The 17,156-nt window shown below is 42.7% G+C and carries 15 protein-coding genes and 1 tRNA gene; 4 read left to right on the top strand and 12 right to left on the bottom strand.

The genetic code is table 11. The features are described 5' to 3' along the window. Positions 1–230: 230 nt before the first annotated feature. The 3 genes from trpA to DFP82_RS11745 form a co-directional block, all read right to left on the bottom strand. Positions 231–1,055 carry a tryptophan synthase subunit alpha gene (gene trpA / locus DFP82_RS11755; RefSeq protein WP_110923927.1) on the bottom strand — a complete coding sequence of 275 codons (825 nt, stop codon included), beginning with the start codon at positions 1,053–1,055 and terminating at the stop codon, positions 231–233. A 119-nt stretch (positions 1,056–1,174) separates the two neighbouring features. After that, positions 1,175–2,449, bottom strand: coding sequence for a tryptophan synthase subunit beta (gene trpB, locus DFP82_RS11750; protein ID WP_227681462.1), 1,275 nt, complete (start codon positions 2,447–2,449; stop codon positions 1,175–1,177). Between the two features lie 86 nt (positions 2,450–2,535). After that, positions 2,536–3,219: a phosphoribosylanthranilate isomerase gene (locus tag DFP82_RS11745; protein ID WP_110923926.1), complete on the bottom strand. Its 684-nt coding sequence runs from the start codon at positions 3,217–3,219 to the stop codon at positions 2,536–2,538. A gap of 201 nt (positions 3,220–3,420) precedes the next feature. Here DFP82_RS11745 and DFP82_RS11740 point away from each other — a divergent pair, with 201 nt between their 5' ends. Then, complete coding sequence (locus DFP82_RS11740) at positions 3,421–5,055, top strand: cryptochrome/photolyase family protein (protein ID WP_110923925.1); 1,635 nt, start codon at positions 3,421–3,423, stop codon at positions 5,053–5,055. A gap of 23 nt (positions 5,056–5,078) precedes the next feature. Here DFP82_RS11740 and DFP82_RS11735 read toward each other — a convergent pair whose 3' ends face one another. Beyond that, positions 5,079–5,828: a DUF4230 domain-containing protein gene (locus tag DFP82_RS11735; RefSeq protein ID WP_110923924.1), complete on the bottom strand. Its 750-nt coding sequence runs from the start codon at positions 5,826–5,828 to the stop codon at positions 5,079–5,081. A 558-nt stretch (positions 5,829–6,386) separates the two neighbouring features. Between DFP82_RS11735 and DFP82_RS11730 the strand changes: the two genes are divergently transcribed. Beyond that, a complete protein-coding gene (locus DFP82_RS11730) occupies positions 6,387–8,105 on the top strand; it encodes a proline--tRNA ligase (protein WP_110923923.1) in 1,719 nt (572 codons plus the stop codon). An 88-nt stretch (positions 8,106–8,193) separates the two neighbouring features. Here DFP82_RS11730 and DFP82_RS11725 read toward each other — a convergent pair whose 3' ends face one another. The 8 genes from DFP82_RS11725 to DFP82_RS11690 all read right to left on the bottom strand — a co-directional run bounded on the left by DFP82_RS11725 (position 8,194) and on the right by DFP82_RS11690 (position 15,015). Next, entirely contained in the window at positions 8,194–8,595 is a 402-nt protein-coding gene (locus DFP82_RS11725) for a lysozyme inhibitor LprI family protein (protein ID WP_110923922.1), read from the bottom strand. Positions 8,596–8,671: 76 nt separating this feature from the next. Further along, entirely contained in the window at positions 8,672–9,544 is an 873-nt protein-coding gene (gene queF / locus DFP82_RS11720) for an NADPH-dependent 7-cyano-7-deazaguanine reductase QueF (RefSeq protein WP_110923921.1), read from the bottom strand. A gap of 63 nt (positions 9,545–9,607) precedes the next feature. After that, positions 9,608–10,447, bottom strand: coding sequence for a hypothetical protein (locus DFP82_RS11715; protein WP_146221342.1), 840 nt, complete (start codon positions 10,445–10,447; stop codon positions 9,608–9,610). Positions 10,448–10,474: 27 nt separating this feature from the next. Beyond that, positions 10,475–11,359 carry a hypothetical protein gene (locus DFP82_RS11710; protein WP_146221341.1) on the bottom strand — a complete coding sequence of 295 codons (885 nt, stop codon included), beginning with the start codon at positions 11,357–11,359 and terminating at the stop codon, positions 10,475–10,477. Beyond that, entirely contained in the window at positions 11,359–12,231 is an 873-nt protein-coding gene (locus tag DFP82_RS11705) for a hypothetical protein (protein ID WP_146221340.1), read from the bottom strand. The genes DFP82_RS11710 and DFP82_RS11705 overlap by 1 nt, the downstream gene beginning before the upstream one ends. A gap of 120 nt (positions 12,232–12,351) precedes the next feature. Next, complete coding sequence (locus DFP82_RS11700) at positions 12,352–13,125, bottom strand: ABC transporter permease (protein WP_110923992.1); 774 nt, start codon at positions 13,123–13,125, stop codon at positions 12,352–12,354. Between the two features lie 29 nt (positions 13,126–13,154). Then, on the bottom strand, positions 13,155–14,117 hold the full coding sequence (locus DFP82_RS11695) for an ABC transporter ATP-binding protein (protein ID WP_110923917.1): 963 nt from the start codon (positions 14,115–14,117) through the stop codon (positions 13,155–13,157). A 232-nt stretch (positions 14,118–14,349) separates the two neighbouring features. After that, entirely contained in the window at positions 14,350–15,015 is a 666-nt protein-coding gene (locus tag DFP82_RS11690; protein WP_110923916.1) for a c-type cytochrome, read from the bottom strand. A 413-nt stretch (positions 15,016–15,428) separates the two neighbouring features. On the opposite strand from DFP82_RS11690, the gene DFP82_RS11685 reads away from it, so the two are divergent. Together DFP82_RS11685 and DFP82_RS11680 are read left to right on the top strand one after the other, a co-directional pair. Continuing rightward, positions 15,429–15,505, top strand: a tRNA-Arg gene (locus tag DFP82_RS11685). A gap of 157 nt (positions 15,506–15,662) precedes the next feature. Next, entirely contained in the window at positions 15,663–17,126 is a 1,464-nt protein-coding gene (locus tag DFP82_RS11680) for a tyrosine-type recombinase/integrase (protein WP_110923915.1), read from the top strand. Positions 17,127–17,156: the final 30 nt, after the last annotated feature.

Raw genomic sequence — 17,156 nt, 5'->3', positions numbered from 1 at the left:
GAGTAAATTTAAAAGTCACATACAGTCATAACATGAGCAGTTATAAGGCACGCCTACGCGAAACTGTAACAATTTATGTGTGATGTTAGTTTACACACGTAAACTAACTTTAGCAAAGTCATTTGACAGTGTCTTTATAAACATTGTTATTTATAAAGACTACTGTTTATAAATAACGCTATTAGCACTATAACGAAAACTTAAATGACGATAATTTAATGTTGCTTAACTCAGGCACTCAAACTATCAAGCGCACCACGTAACTCGTCCATTTTTACCATGATTCGTTGCTGAGCAGCTGCAACAGCATCGGCATCATTAGCATCTATATCAGCAAAGTTCTGTACCAGCGCACTGCCAACAATGACACCATCTGCATGAGTACCAATCGCCTTGGCAGAGGCACCATCACGGATACCAAAACCGACGCATACCGGCAAATCCGTCTCTGCTTTGATGGCTTTGACTTGAGTCGCGACAGCATCAGTATCGAGCGTGGCTGAACCTGTCACACCTTTTAATGACACATAATAGATATAACCGCCACAATGCGTCAATACTTGCTCACGGCGCTCAGGCAAAGTCGTTGGCGATAATAAGAAAATCTCATTCATTGAATGATCAGTCAGATGCTGAGTGAAGCTGCCCGCCTCTGCTGGTGGCAAATCAACCATCAAGATACCGTCAACACCTGACTGCTCACATAGTGCGACGAAGTTATCATAACCAATGATTTCAACTGGATTGAGATAACCCATCAGGATAATTGGCGTCTGCGTGTCTGTTTGACGAAACTCTTCGACCATTTTTAGTGCATCACGAGTGCTCGTACCTGCTGCTAATGCACGCTCACCTGCCAATGCGACGGTTGGGCCATCTGCCATTGGATCAGAGAATGGTAAGCCAACTTCGATCATATCTGCGCCATGCTTCACTAAATCGTGCAACAGACCTACAGTGGTCGCTGGATTGGGATCGCCTGCCATTACATAAGGAATGAGGGCTTTTTTATTTTGTGATTTTAGCGTTTCAAAAGTGCTTTCAATTCTGGTCATAGTGGTCTCTTAATTGTTATCAACCGACTCATTTAACCCCTCACTAAGTAACTTCTATTGAGTAAGGGGCACTGAGCCATTTTTCTTATAAGATGTAGATTAATAGCATATAAAAGCTACTACAACTCAATCCCTTCTGCCTTCATCACTGAATGCAAATCTTTATCACCTCGACCTGACATATTAACGATGATCGTTTGATCAGGCGTCATTGTCTTAGCCAGTTTTAGTGCATAAGCAACGGCATGAGCAGATTCAAGCGCAGGAATGATGCCTTCTTTGCGCGTGACTTCATGGAAGCCTTCCAACGACTCTTTGTCAGTACAGCCCACATATTCAACACGCTTCATGTCTTTTAGGAAGCTATGCTCAGGGCCAACACCAGGATAATCCAGTCCGGCTGAGATAGAGTGAGTTTCTTGAATCTGACCTTCGTCATCTGCCATTAGGTAAGTGCGGTTGCCGTGTAGCACGCCGATACGACCAGCCGCTAGTGGCGCTGAGTGGCGACCGGTTTCGATGCCATCACCGGTTGCTTCGACGCCGTACATTTTGACCTCAGTATCATTTAGGAAGTCAAAGAACAGACCAATCGCGTTTGAACCCCCACCAACACAAGCAACCAATGCATCTGGTAATTTGCCTGTTTTTTCTAGATGCTGGATGCGGGCTTCTTTACCAATGATTGCTTGGAAATCACGCACCAGTAGCGGATAAGGATGCGGGCCTGCAACTGTACCGATGATGTAGTACGTGCTATCGACGTTGGTGACCCAGTCGCGCATGGCTTCGTTCATCGCGTCTTTGAGCGTGCGTGAGCCAGAAGTCACCGGCACAACTGTCGCACCAAGCAAGCGCATACGATAGACGTTCATTTTTTGGCGCTCGACATCGTCCGCACCCATGTAAACGATACATTCAAGACCCAAACGGGCTGCTATCGTCGCCGTTGCCACGCCATGCTGTCCTGCACCAGTCTCAGCGATGATACGTTTCTTGCCACACATTTTGGCAAGCAGTGCTTGTCCGATGGTGTTATTAACTTTGTGTGCGCCAGTATGATTTAAATCTTCACGTTTAAAATAAATCTGCGCACCACCAATCTCATCACTCAAGCGCTTGGCATGATAAAGCGGCGTTGGGCGACCAACATAGTTGACCAAATCATTGTGATACTCTTCCCAGAATGCAGGATCGACTTTTACTTTGGTGTATAGCGCCTCTAGCTCTTCTAGAGCGGCCATCAACGTTTCAGAGACAAAGCGACCGCCGTGTACGCCAAAATGTCCACGGGCATCAGGGTATTGATTGAAATCCTGTACGTCCGTTGGATTGGTAAAGGTATTGATAGCTTGTGCGGTAGCAGATAAATTATTGTTATCGACATGACTCATGGTAATTCCTACTGTAATAAGTGGTATTTTTTAGGATAAATCAGGGAGAAATAGTTTAAGCAGCGAGCTGTTGAGCTGATATTAAGCTAGCTACTTGTGTTCGAAGGTTCGCTAGGCGTCGCGTTTTGCCATCGGTCGCGTTTTACCGCTTTCATAAAGGCGCGCATTTTTGCAGGATCTTTTTTACCTTTATCTATCTCAATACCGCCGCTGACATCGACTGCATAAATGGGCAGCTCTAAAGTCGCAGCGACATTATCAGCAGTCAAACCACCCGCTAAAATAATCGGTAGTGAGCTGTCTTGCGGTACGAGACTCCAATCAAAGCGTGCACCCGTACCACCATATTTATGCTGATGGTAGGCATCTAATAAGATACTGCTCGCTCCTGCTTTGGCAAACTCATCAACCTGAGCGCGTACGCTAACAGCACTATCCGTATCGGCATTGACACGCAACGCTTTAATCCAGCGTTTATTGACTGTGCTCGCCAGCTGTTGGCACTGCTCAGCACTCTCATCGCCGTGGAATTGTATAATATCAAAAGACACATTGTCTGCCAGCTCGACCAACTCATCCTGTTGCATATTGACCACCAACGCCACCACGCTCACAAAAGCAGGTATAGCAGTACTTAATATCTGGGCTTGCGCTAGCGTCACGGCACGCGGACTGGGCGGATAAAACACCAAGCCGACCGCATCAACACCTAACTGTGTCGCAGTCTGTATATCACTAAGCTGAGTAAAACCGCAGAACTTGACGTGCATTTCGTGACCTTGCATTTCATGATATTAAATATGACACCGATTATAACGGCATCAGATAGGTTCAAGCTAAAGGTAAATCGTTATATGTGATGATGTTTTGTTAATCAAACAGCAAAGCCATTGCATCCAAAAACTTATCCTAGCATACTTTTATTCCCAGTTTTGTTTATGATTGCGATTGATTAATACAGGAATACTTGAATGTCTAAGACTGCATCGGCAACGGCCAATCCAACTGACTGCAACGACAGTGATAGTGGTAAGGCAACTAGTGCAAATCCGCCACATTACTTGATGTGGTTTCGTCGTGACCTACGAGTTCATGATAATACCGCCTTGGCTGCGATTTGTGAACGGGCAAACGAAGATAATGCACGAGTCAGTGCCATATTCTTTCTCACACCTAAGCAATGGCAAGCGCATGATACGTCGCTTGTACAAGTCGATCACATCGCCCGTACCTTGCCTATCCTCGCAAAAGCCTTGCAAGAACAATTAAATATCAACTTAATCGTACAGGTCTGTCCAAGTTTCTCTGACTGTAATGAGGCGTTATTAGATATCTGCAGTGCCAATCATATCAGCGCTATCATGGCCAACCATGAATACGAAGGTAATGAGATCGATCGTGATGAACAATTAACTGAGCAGCTGGGGAAAAGCGATATTGAGTTTGTACGCTGGCATGATCAATGTATCTTACCACCGCAAACCATCACAACTAATGATGGCGACAGCATGTATCAAGTGTTTACGCCGTTCTACAAAAAATGGCGACATACATTGGAGGTGAGTGAGATACAAATGCATGAAGCACCCGCTGTTAGTGACAATAATAACGTGACTTTAGAGCCGACAGAAAACGCGGCAAAGACGGTGGCAGAGATAGAAAGTCTCAGCACAAGAGCCCTTGAGGATTATCAAGAGCAATTACAAAGTGATGATAGCTACCAACATCTAGACATGAGTGCCCAACTCGAACATGCTCGTGACGCCTATCCTGCTGGTGAAACAGCGGCTTGCCAGCGTTTAGAAGACTTTATCACTGAGGATATCAACAACTATGATGTGAGTCGTGATGTGCCTAGCTTGCATGCGACCAGTCAGCTATCCGCTTACCTCACTATTGGCGCAATCAGCCCCAGACTGTGCTACCTACAGGCAAATAAAGCTCAAGAAAAATTGCATGGTAACGACAGCGACAACAACGATATCAATCGCTGGATAAGTGAGCTGGCATGGCGCGATTTTTATCGTCATGTCTTGGACTATAAGCCAGAGCTGATTCGCCATCAAGCGTATAAGCATGAGACCGATACTAAGATTAATTGGTCATACAACACTGATGACTTTAATAAATGGTGCAAAGGCATGACAGGTGTACCGTTGGTTGATGCCGCGATGCGCTGTCTAAATGCAACAGGGTTTATGCACAATCGCCTGCGAATGGTGACGGCGATGTTTTTGACCAAAGACCTATTAATTGACTGGCGCTGGGGCGAGCGATACTTTATGCAGCAACTGATAGATGGTGACTTTGCGTCTAACAATGGCGGCTGGCAATGGAGCGCTTCTACGGGCACTGACTCAGCACCCTACTTCCGAATTATGAATCCCTTTAGCCAAGCCAAGACCCATGACACAAAGGGCGAGTTTATTAAGACTTGGCTACCTGAGCTAAAAGACATCCCTGCTACTATCCTGCACTCAGAAGAGAAAATGCGTAAAGCACTCAGTAAAAAAGGAGACTTTGCCGATACGGGCTACCCTGTGCCAATGGTTGAGCATAAAGCAGCACGCCTATTAACAATCGCTGAGTTTAAGAAAGAAGGCTAATTTGAGGGAGAATAAACAGTAGATTAGCCATTAGTCACCGATGGAAACTGACATGCACCTGCACCTTGTGTGGTCACCGTAACGACCGCACCTGTCAGCGCAAACAGTTGCTGCAACTGCGTCTGCGCATTTTGTAGAGCCATCGTCATTACATCACCGCGGCAGGCGCGCTCTAGGACTTCTTTTTTGGCCATGCTTTGCGCTTGGTCAAATATTTTTGGGTCGACTTGCATCATACCAAAAGCACCAGTCTGCCAATCATAAATCTCAATATCATCTAAATACACTGAGAATATCTCTGATGGTGGTAAGGTGATATTGATTTGTGGCATGGTCGATGCCGTCGTGTTAGCTTCCGATGTTTGGTCATCATTTACATCAGAAGCAATAGGCTGAACCACTCGTACCATCTCAGGTGTCAAGGCGCTCAGATCAACCCCTGCCTCGACACGTCCATGCGCGATGAACAGTCCTTTTTGCTCGTCTTGCCACAGCTTTTGCCAACTACCACCACGCTGGCTGGTGATAACGGTATCGACACTAAACGACACCGTTTCTAAACGATTTAGGTTTTGGATTTGAGTAACCACGCCTTCACGAGTGATGGTTTCTATCGGTGCTTCCTTGGTACTGTTTTGAACACTATAAATCGCAAAAACGATAGCTATTAAACCGATAAGCAACACAATCCACGACATCGTTGCGATGGGTTTTTTGCCTTGTGGATTGGTCTTATTAGCATTAACAGAAGATCGATTATCAGGACTATTCATCTAAGTATCCTCAAATTTTTGTCGTATGAAGCACATGGCAGATTGGTATATAAAATATAAATGCTATGTACGCGGAGTAACTTCAAGTAATAGCTACCAATACCCTACATAATTACTGATGCGTTGCTAGTCAAAAAATTCGTCAAGACTTGCTAAAAATAGGCTCAAAACTGGTAAATAATCGAGTTATAACAACCTCATCGCTACCTTTATGCAATGTTCGGTCTTAAAAAACAGAAAGTCATTGCGTCTTGGGCAAACTTTACCTAACATAGTCAGATTGTATGAATAAAATGTCAGTATCAAAGTATTTATCAGGCTTTTAGCCTGAATATTTTGTATTTCAGCATACTGATGCATCAATCAAGATTTCCCCTCTTCTATATTATTAGAGCGGTTTTACTAAGATGCTCTTTATGAGCATTTTTATTCGCTGAATGTTAGTCAATTGCTAAGTTATAAAGGTAAGCTTGCGGCGGCCATGAAACGATTAGCCATACGCTCAACATCCTACTATTTCTTCTTATTTTTTATCGTTGATAAGGTTACGCTTTATTTATGAAAGCCAGTCAATTTTTATTTGCCACACTAAAAGAAACCCCAAGTGATGCCGACATCGCCTCAAGCCAATTGATGGTGCGTGCGGGTCTTATCCGAAAGATTGCTTCTGGGTTATATATTTGGCTGCCCATGGGGCTACGCATCTTGCAAAAAGTCGAGCGCATTGTTCGTGAAGAGATGCAGAATGTCGGTGCACAAGAAGTGCTCATGCCCATGACTCAGCCTGCTGAACTTTGGCAAACGACCGGACGTTTTGACGATTATGGTCCTGAGCTATTACGCTTCAAAGACCGTCATGATCGTGATTTTGTGCTTGGTCCAACGCATGAAGAAGTCATTACCAATCTTGCCCAAGGTGAGCTACGTAGTTATAAACAACTACCGATTACTTTCTTCCAAATTCAAAACAAATTCCGTGACGAGATTCGTCCACGCTTTGGTGTGATGCGCGCGCGCGAATTTACGATGAAAGATGCTTATTCATTCCACGTTGACCAAGCCTCATTGGCCAAAACGTATCATGATATGTATGACGCTTATACACGTATCTTTACCCGTTTGGGTTTAGATTTCCGTGCAGTACAAGCGGATACAGGTTCTATCGGTGGTTTTGCTTCTCATGAGTTCCATGTATTGGCAGACAGTGGTGAAGACGATATCGCGTTCTCAGATTCTTCTGATTATGCGGCTAACGTTGAGCTGGCTGAATCGGTAAGCACTGCTGAGCGTCAACCGCCAAAAATGGAGCGCGAGGACGTCTTAACAGAAGATATGACTAGCTGTAAAATGGTAGCTGAACATCTAGATATGCCGTTAGAGAATACGGTCAAAACGTTAATCGTCCACGGTCATACCGAAGATGATGAGCCACAACTGATTGCTGTCGTGTTGCGCGGTGACCATCAGCTCAATACTATCAAAGCTGAAAAAATTGAAGAGGCCAATGTGCCACTGACATTAGCTTCTGATGAAGAGCTAAAAGCAGCTGGTTTGCACAAAGGTTACATCGGTGTTGACCTAGACATGCCTGTCTTTGTTGATCGTTCAGCTGCAACTTTGTCAGACTTTGTCTGCGGTGCCAATGAAGTCAATAAACACACGATCGGTATGAACTGGGCACGTGATACACGTATCACTCGCATCGTCGATGTTCGCAACGTGCAAGAAGGCGATCCATCTCCTGATGGTAAGGGCACGCTGAAAATCAAACGTGGCATCGAAGTCGGTCACATTTTCCAATTGGGTGATAAATACTCGCAAGCCATGAATTGCCGCGTTTCTGGTGAAGATGGCAAACCAGTCACGCTAATGATGGGTTGCTATGGTATTGGTGTAAGCCGTATCATCGCTGCTGCTATCGAGCAGAACAACGATGAAAACGGTATCATGTGGCCAACCACGCCAACAGTCAATGATTCAATCGCTCCTTTTGAAGTCGCTATCATACCGATGAAGTCAAAAGAAGAGACCGTTATGCAGACGGCAACAGCTCTGTATGAAGAACTAAAAGCGCAAGGCGTTAACGTGCTATTGGACGATCGTAATGAACGTCCAGGCGTTAAGTTTGCTGATCTAGAATTGATTGGTATTCCACATCGTATCGTGGTTTCAGATCGTAACTTGGCTGAAGGCAAGTACGAATACGTCAATCGCCGTGAAGCAGAAAAGCAAATGCTAAGCCGTGAAGAAGTCATGGCGAAAGTAAGCGGTAAATAGTTTTAGTATTAAAAACTGTGCCATAAAAAGCGCCTATTTCATTCAATGAGATAGGCGCTTTTTTCGCGTGTGATTTAGCTGAAAAAAACTACTTAATATTATATCTTTTAGCAATGACCTTGCTACGTTTCTGTGTCTCGTTAGCGGTGCAAACATCAGAATTAATCATGGCATATACCACGGTGTTATTCATGGGGCCATCATGCTCAAAGTCACACTGCTTGCTGCGAGCTTTTAGCCAAGTAATCTGTTCTTTATCAAGCTGCTGCTTTTGAGTAGGTGACAAGGTACGATACGCAGTCATGTATATTTTGTTAAGCCTATTTTTTTCAACTTGGACCGCATCTTTACCACAGTCATAAGCCACTTCCATATAGGCATTTTCACAAGTGTACTCACTTTCGGCGGATGCCGCTTGTGCTGATAACATCGTAGACAGAGATAGCACGGCTACGCCCACTACCGTTACAACATGAGTTCTCACTTTCATACTGGTATCCTTACCTTAGATGAATAAAGTTAATTGATTATAGGACGTAACTGCAACTCATAACATCGATATTTACTTACTGTCGAATTAAACGGCTTGGCTGTGGTAGGAGAGTTATATCGCTCACACGGCAAGGGTTGATATCAATACCACCACGGCGCGTGTACCATGCGCGAACCATCAAGGCGCTTGGTTTATAATATCGACTCAGATCAGCAAATATCTGCTCGACACATTGCTCATGAAAGCCATTATGCTGACGGAAACTTAAAATATAACGCAGTACATTAGCCGTATTAACGGGCTTATCCGTCGTAATCGATACGGCCAACGTTCCCCAGTCTGGCTGATTGGTCACTGGACAGTTACTACGCAGCAAATTAGAATAAAAAGTATAAGGCTGAGTGCTGTCACTTATCATGCTCTCTGCTTCATGATCATTCAGCAACGACGCATCAGGATGCTCACACAGCGCTACTTTTTCACTGCTGTTTGCCAAGGCCTCATCAATACAAACGCCTTCAGGCTGTGCAATTAATAATCCCGACTGCTTATTGCCTTGCTCATCATCTAAGCCAAATAGCTCAACAATGACATCTGCTTGTATACAAGCGGATAAGTCTTTGGCAATCAGCGTCTGCACCTCTGCCCAACTGGCAAATTCGGTAAAATTAATACTGTTTAAATACAGCTTAAGTGATTTTGACTCAACGATAAACGGTGAGCTAGCAGGAATCGCAAAGCGCGCGATGGCCACTTGCGAAATACCTTGCGTATTCAACCAAGACATCTCAAATGCCTGCCACCAATCAACACCAACCGTTAATTTATCATCTTGCCAGCCAATCACATCACGTCCCATACTTCGCGCGATAGGATATAGCGTCTCTGGGCTATACTCAGTTGGATAGTCCGTGGTTTGCTCACCTAAAATACCGTGGATACTCATAAGTTACTTACCTTTCATGCCTAAATACAATGAAATAAAAACCATTCATTTTACAGCAATGGGTTATTTTATGGGAATCATTTGCCAGTCTGAGGCAGGCTCTGTCCTCACGTAATTAAATCGTACTCGATAAGCAATAATGTCATGTTCATTCATATTAAAATAAAAATCTACTAATAAGCTATCATCGGTAACCCATTCAAGCTTTACACTATGAGGCCGTAGATTATCCTCACGACTGTTATAAAACTTGAAATGTTGCCTAAATTTATCATAATCTATATTGCTTTGATCATATTGATAGTTACCGTGTTTGTCTTTTTTCCAAATGAGAACATCTTCTTCTCCTGGAAACTCAACCTTAACAGTGGCTGCATAAGTCATATCTGGTGAAAGTGTCAAATGCGACCCTTCAAACTCTTGTATAACACCCGTGTTTAGATCAACCAATACGGTGTTATTAGTTTCATAGACTTGTCCAGATAGATAAAGCCAGTTTTTATCCTCATCGTAGCGATTTATCAGATAAACATATCTAAGGCCGTCCCCGTCCTCATCTTGTACAGGCTTATCGGTCAATATGATAGGCGCTTCATGATTGGGTATCGTAATAGTGGTTTGGTTTAGCTGACGAGAAACATATTTTGATAACTGTAGTTTTTCGATTAGATTTTGATTATAAATCATCGCACTCTGATCCAAGCAATCTCGATATTTCAGCTCATTTTTACTATTACAAGTCTCACCCAAGTTAGGATAAATAGGGACTTCTATGACCTCCCAAACATAATCATCCATTGTTGCTTTGGGTAGGTTTGCTTGCGCTGACACTGATAGCACTAAAAATAATGTACTCACCATGCAGACACGGATTAATTCAACGACTGTTTGAGCTATTTGCATATGAAAGTCAGACCTTTTTATCATTGCTTAATCATTAATATTGCTATTCGGTAAAACTCTCTGCCAGCTCCCTTCTTTATCATCGGTCGCATAAATATAACGCGCTCTAAACGCTACGGTATCTGTTGGATTTATCCTATAAAAGAAATCAACATTAATTTTATTGTCAGCTGTCCAATTGATATCTCGTGCTTCGTATACCTCATGCTTTTTACTGTCATCATACTGTTGCTCATACAGTTCATTGCTACTAAATACCGTTGTATAACGTCCATCATTACTATCTTTTTGACGCTCCCAAATAATGATGTCTTGAGTCGTACCTTGTCTACCATTAAACCCCACAACATGAGTCCTATCGTCTGAAAACTGAAGGTCAGTAGCGTAGACCTCCTGCCAATGTCCTGTATTTAAATCGATGATAATCGTTGACTGTGTCTCATACATCGTACGTAGTAACTGCAACAGATGATGTGATTTATCATAATCCTGCAATTGATAATGAGCCCTATACTCTTCTTCAAACGGTTCAAGATAATCCTTAAATACCAATGACTGCTTATGGTTAGGTGTATTAATATAAATAGTATCTTTTTCTCGAATAACACGGTCACTCAAGCCCCACTTTCGGCTTTGTAAGTTATCACTATGCTCTAACGAGTTAAAAATACAGTTTTTATAATCTGTAAACGTTCGATAGTCAGTGTAATCGTATCGACAACTGCCTTCCTGCTGCCAGTCTATTGCCACAGGTGCTGGGACTTTTATCCAAAAATCATCGTTAGTCGATGGCATTAACTCTGAAGGCGGCGCTGAAGAAGCTGCTTGAGCATTTAAGGGCGCTATTATAGTTAAGACAAATAGCCCTGCGATAATCAACGTTATCCTTACATTAAAAGAGAGATAAATCACTAGACACCACCTTTGCGCATTTGCCACGCACCTGTTTTGTCATCCCGTACAAAGGTATAGCGTACTCGAAAAGCCGCTGAATCTGCTTCATTTAATTTATAGAAAGAATCCACATAAAACTTGTCACCACTAAACTCAGTATCATTTACCCAAGTAAAGGTTTCGCTATCATAAACCTGCTGCGCTTTATCTGCTTGATAAAACTCTTTATGACTGTCGTAGTTTTTTGAATCTTCACTACTGCTATAGACTTGTTTATAGTAGCCCTCATAGTAACCACTATTTTGTCGCTCCAAAATATTGATATGTTCTGTCGCTCCCATCTCACTTTCAAAACCGACTATGTATCTCATATCAGGAGAGACACTTAGCTTTCTGAGACTAAAATCTTGCCAAAATCCAGTAGCCAAATTAACTACCGTCAAGTTCTCTCCTTCATAAAAGCTTTGATGTATTGTTAGCAATTTCCGTGATTTATCGTAGTCTTGTAGAGAATAATAAGGATTAAAATCCTCCTCATAAGGACTGGAATAGTCAACAAATACTAGTGGGTTTTTACGATTAGCGACTTTAATATAAATTGCATTTCGCTCTCTCACTACTTTATCGCTGATACCCCATTGCTTACTAAACGCATTATCTGCATCTTCCCTCAAATTATACAGGCAGTTTTGTAAAGCATCATAAGTTTCATAGTTGTAGTCATTATGGCAATTATACATATACGATGCAGGGTCTAAAGGCGTCTTCATAACGACCCAATCATAATCATCCATTGTCGCAAATGGGGCGGCGATGGCAATGCTTGTAATTGTACTTAATAACGTGGCTGTGAAAGCCTTACTCATACTTCTTACAGAAATTTTAAGCATAAAAAAAGAGCCCAACAATATTAGGCTCTTATGATAAGGTTATCAGTCTATTGATTACAAGCTAACTATGACAAATGACGACTCATAAAACTAATGGCTATCATATTATAAACGCAAAATTTACAAGCGTACACGTGAGCCATTACTAAGTAAGCGATAGGCGATAGTATAGAATATTGCACAGAATACGAAAATAGCAGCCATCGAGTACCAGACATTCACATCAGAGTAGCCAAGGATACCGTAACGGAATGAATTGACCATATATACGATAGGGTTCAATAATGAAATATTTTGCCAAAATGGTGACAAATTTTCCATCGAATAAAATACACCACCAAGATAGGTAAGCGGTGTCAATACAAAGCTTGGAATGATAGAAATATCATCAAATGAGCGAGCAAACACGGCATTGATAAAGCCGCCAAGCGAAAACAAGATAGAGGTGCCCAGTACCGTAAATATGGTCACGAACACATGCTCAATACCGAGGTCAGTAAAGAAGAGCGCAACGATTGAGACAATAACGCCAATGGCTAATCCACGAAAGATACCACCACTGATATACCCCATCAAGATCGCATGTTTGGATACTGGAGAAACTAGCAACTCTTCGATACTAGAGGTGAACTTAGCACTAAAGAAGCTCGAAACAACGTTTGAATAACTGTTGGTAATAATCGACATCATAATAAGGCCAGGCACGATGAACTGCATATACGGCACCCCGCCCATCTCACCCACACGCGAGCCAATCATTTTACCGAAGATGACAAAATAGAGACTCATGGTAATAACTGGTGGCAGCAATGTCTGTGGCCAAATACGCAAAATTCGGCGAACTTCTTTTAATAAGATAGTGCGAAAAGCAATCCACTTTTTGCTCCATGACATGGTTTTATTAGGATCTATCATTTCTTGACTCACAATCCCGCCTCCTTCATGCTGTCTGCACTTTGAATATTTTTGTCTACCAAACGCATAAATAGCTCTTCTAATCGATTGGCTTTGTTACGCATGCTTCCCACAGTGATTCCTTGCTCTGACAACTGGGCAAAGACGTTATTCATCGACTCACCTTCCGTCAAGGTCACTTCAAGTGTTTGATCATCCGGCTGGGTTATCCCTGTCACACCTGTCAAAACCAATTGATGAGTAAGCGGTGTTTCCAAATCAAAGACAAACGTCTCAACGGACAGCTGCGCCAACAAATCTTTCATTTCTGTATTAATACGAATCTCGCCATGATCTAAGATAGCAATGCGCTTGCACAGTTGCTCGGCTTCTTCTAAATAGTGAGTGGTCAGAATAATCGTGGTCTTTTCTTCGATATTAATCTGCTGCATGAACTCCCACATAGAGCGACGTAGCTCAATATCGACCCCAGCCGTTGGCTCATCCAAAATCAATAGTTTTGGCTTATGAATCAATGCGCGTGCAATCATCAAACGGCGTTTCATACCACCTGATAGCTCACGCGATTTACTATCACGCTTATCCCATAGACCAAGCGCTGTTAGTAGTCGTTTCGCTCGTGGCTTAGCTTCTTTGGCAGGAATACCGAAGTAACCTGCTTGTGTAATCAAAATATCTTCGACTTTTTCGAACATATTAAAATTAAACTCTTGTGGTACGATACCAAGATACTGCTTTGCGACAGAAGGGTTTTCCAACAAGTCAGTACCGAAAATATGCACGCTGCCTGTGGTCGGCTTAAACAGCGAACTAATGATACCAATCATGGTTGATTTACCTGCACCATTGGGACCCAATAATGCAAAGAATCCACCCTGTGGCACAGTTAAATCGACTCCTTTTAGAGCCGAAAACCCATTATCATAAGTTTTGGACAAGTTTTTTATCGTAAGTGCTGGTACTTCTGACATGAAGACCTCTTTGTTTGTTATAAATGTATGTAAAAATATTTTGAGACGACAAATAGCTAGAAGATATGCTGTAAAGTCATAAAATGAGGCTGCTGCTGACGAATTTCAACTACAATGCAGCTGAAGTCTTATATTGATAATATTGATGATGAAAAAAGCGCCTATCCCATTGAATGAGATAGGCGCTTTATAGATATCTATCGTAAAAGCTTGGCAAAACACTTGAGACAGATTAGCTTGCTGCTTCAACCATATAATCTACGGCATTTTGAACTTCTTCATCAGGGATATCCGCACCACCTTTGGCAGGCATTGCATTGAAACCATTGATAGCATGGGTATATAGCGTATCTGTACCTTTTGCTATGCGTGGTCCCCAAGCGCCGGCATCAGCAAAGACAGGAGAGCCTAGCAAGCCCGCTGCATGACAAGTATGACATACTGCATTGTATACCGCTTTACCATCGCGAGGTCCATCACCAGGAGCTGGGCCAGCAACACGTGCCGTTACATCACACACTTCATCATCTTCGAAGCAGACGGTAGCAACAGGATGAATACGAGCAATCAGGTTAGGATATAGTGCAATCAGTTTTTGCACTTGTGGTGTGTCTTGTGGAATCGGTTCTTCAACAGCAGCAGGTGCTGCAGCGGCTGTTTCTTCAGCAGCTTCACCATCTACAGGTGCGGCTTCATCAGCAGGAGCTGCACCATCTGTTGTATCTGCAGCAGCTTGGGCATCATCGCCTGACTGCTCAGGCGCATTTTCTACGACTTCCTGTGTGTCTGCTACAGCAGAGACAGTTGCAGGAGTTTCTACAACACTTTCAGCTTGGCTCACCGCGATACTAGCGATTCCTAGAATGGCAGCTGCCGATAACATAACTACTTTTCTCATTCGTCACGTTCTCTTATTACGTATACAAAGGCCTGCACAGCTCAGACATTCTGTCTATCCTCCTTTGATAACCTTTGGTCATCAATAGCAAACAGCCATCCCGCGTGCCAGCACACTTGTAATCGGTGATTATAAATATGAATTCTCCATGACATTATAAGGGAAAAGACAGGTAAATTGCCATGCCTGTTTAATGACTATCTTGTTTTTTCTTAAAAAACATCAATCGCTACCGTCATTTATTGGCTTTATGGTTTTTATTTGTTAGACTAAGCGGTCTTTATTTTTCGACACTTATTCGATACTTAGAAATACGACTGATTATTCATACCATTGATTGATATGTTGTGTTGGTTAGCGCAGTATTCATCTATTAAGTATCCGTGAATAAAGTCGTTGGTTCAGTATATTATGCGCTCGTAGCTCAGTTGGATAGAGTATCGGTCTCCGAAGCCGAGGGTCGTGGGTTCGATTCCCGCCGAGCGCACCAATCATCGTATTTGCACATAACCTCCCATTACCTCCTAAGCCTTTAGCCCTATACTTTAAAAGCTTTATGTCTTTCAAGATTACTTGCCATTACCTAGCAGCACCTATAGAATGTTGTTAAATCTGTTGTTAAAAATTTAACATCTTGTGGTGATGTCATGATCAAAAGAAAAGACTATCAACTAACCGATGCTGGCGTGAAAGCAATCGCTAAACAACCGGTGCCCGATAAAATTACCCGTCATAGTGATGGCAATAGCCTATATCTGATACAGCACCCTAACAGCTCATTGTTTTGGCAAATGTCATACCGCTATCAATCAGACAAAGATATTAAGCCCAAACAAAAAACCTATCAAATCGGTATATACAAATCATCGAAGCAACTCATTGACGCATCATTCAAGCCGCAAATATCGCTAAAACAAGCTCGGATGGCACGTGATAAGGCTAAAACATTGCTTGCTGATGGTATTGATCCCACCGAGCAGAAGAACCACTTAAAAAACAGCTATGAACAAAGAGATTTGTTTAAAATCATAGCAAAAATCTATCTAGACGAAAAGTCAGAAACCACATCAAAGAATGTACAAAAGCTGCAAGGATTTTTGGATAACCATATTCTAAAACGCTTGGGCTCATACCCTATTGGTGCCATCACCGCGCAAGACGTGATTAAAACCGGACTAGATATTCAAGCAGAGTTCGAGAAGCAAGGAAAATACACGTCAGAGACTGCTCATAAGTGCATGGGGCTCATTAGCTCAATTTTTGAGCATGCCATCAATACTCTAGGCTATGACATCATTAACCTCGCCAGCGGACGTAATAAAGCGTTGAGACCGCACAAAGCCAAGCGCATGAAAGCCGTTGAGCAGCACCAATTCCCCGAACTCCTACGTAACATCGATAACTATATAGAAAAATACCCGAACGGGCACCAGCAAACATTGGCTGGCTTGCAACTAATGACACTATGTTTTGTGAGAACGAAAGAGCTGAGGTTCTTTGAATGGTCAGAAATTGATTATCATAAAAGCGTCTGGCGTGTACCGGCCCACAAGATGAAGATGCGACAAGAACATATCATCCCCCTGTCACCACAAGCAGTAGCTATCATTGAGCGTATGCGACCACTGACGGAACGAACAGGTTATGTCTTCTACAACTTTGAGAGCAGCAAACCATACAGCGAGGTCTGGTTCAACCAAGCATTAAAACGAATGGGCTATACAGGTGATCCCTACCCTAAGATGACTGGCCACGGTTTTAGGCAGCTTGCCAGCACAGGATTATATGAATTGCAGTTCCCTGAGAACATCATTGAAATCCAGCTTGCCCACCTTGAGCAATCAAGCGTTAAAAAGCGTTATGACTTGTCAGCTCATCTACTCGAACGGCAAGTAATGATGAACCAATGGGCCGACTATTTAGATGACTTACGTGCTGGCAAGGCGATTAACTTTGATTTGTTGACGCCTGATGAAGTAGCAGAAGAAATACAGATTAGAAATAAGCAAGCGACTGATATAGCTGTGCATGATAAGGAAGCTCTGATAGAGAGCTTGAAAGCTCAAGGAATATCAAAAGAAGCTTTAATAAAGCTTGCAGAGCAGCTTTAACAAATAATATCAGTATTGGACTGGCAAACT

It is taken from the genome of Psychrobacter fozii, assembly GCF_003217155.1.
Lineage (GTDB): Bacteria > Pseudomonadota > Gammaproteobacteria > Pseudomonadales > Moraxellaceae > Psychrobacter > Psychrobacter fozii.
The sequence above is the reverse complement of the archived record's forward strand: the minus strand, read 5'-3'. Positions and strand labels throughout refer to the sequence as shown.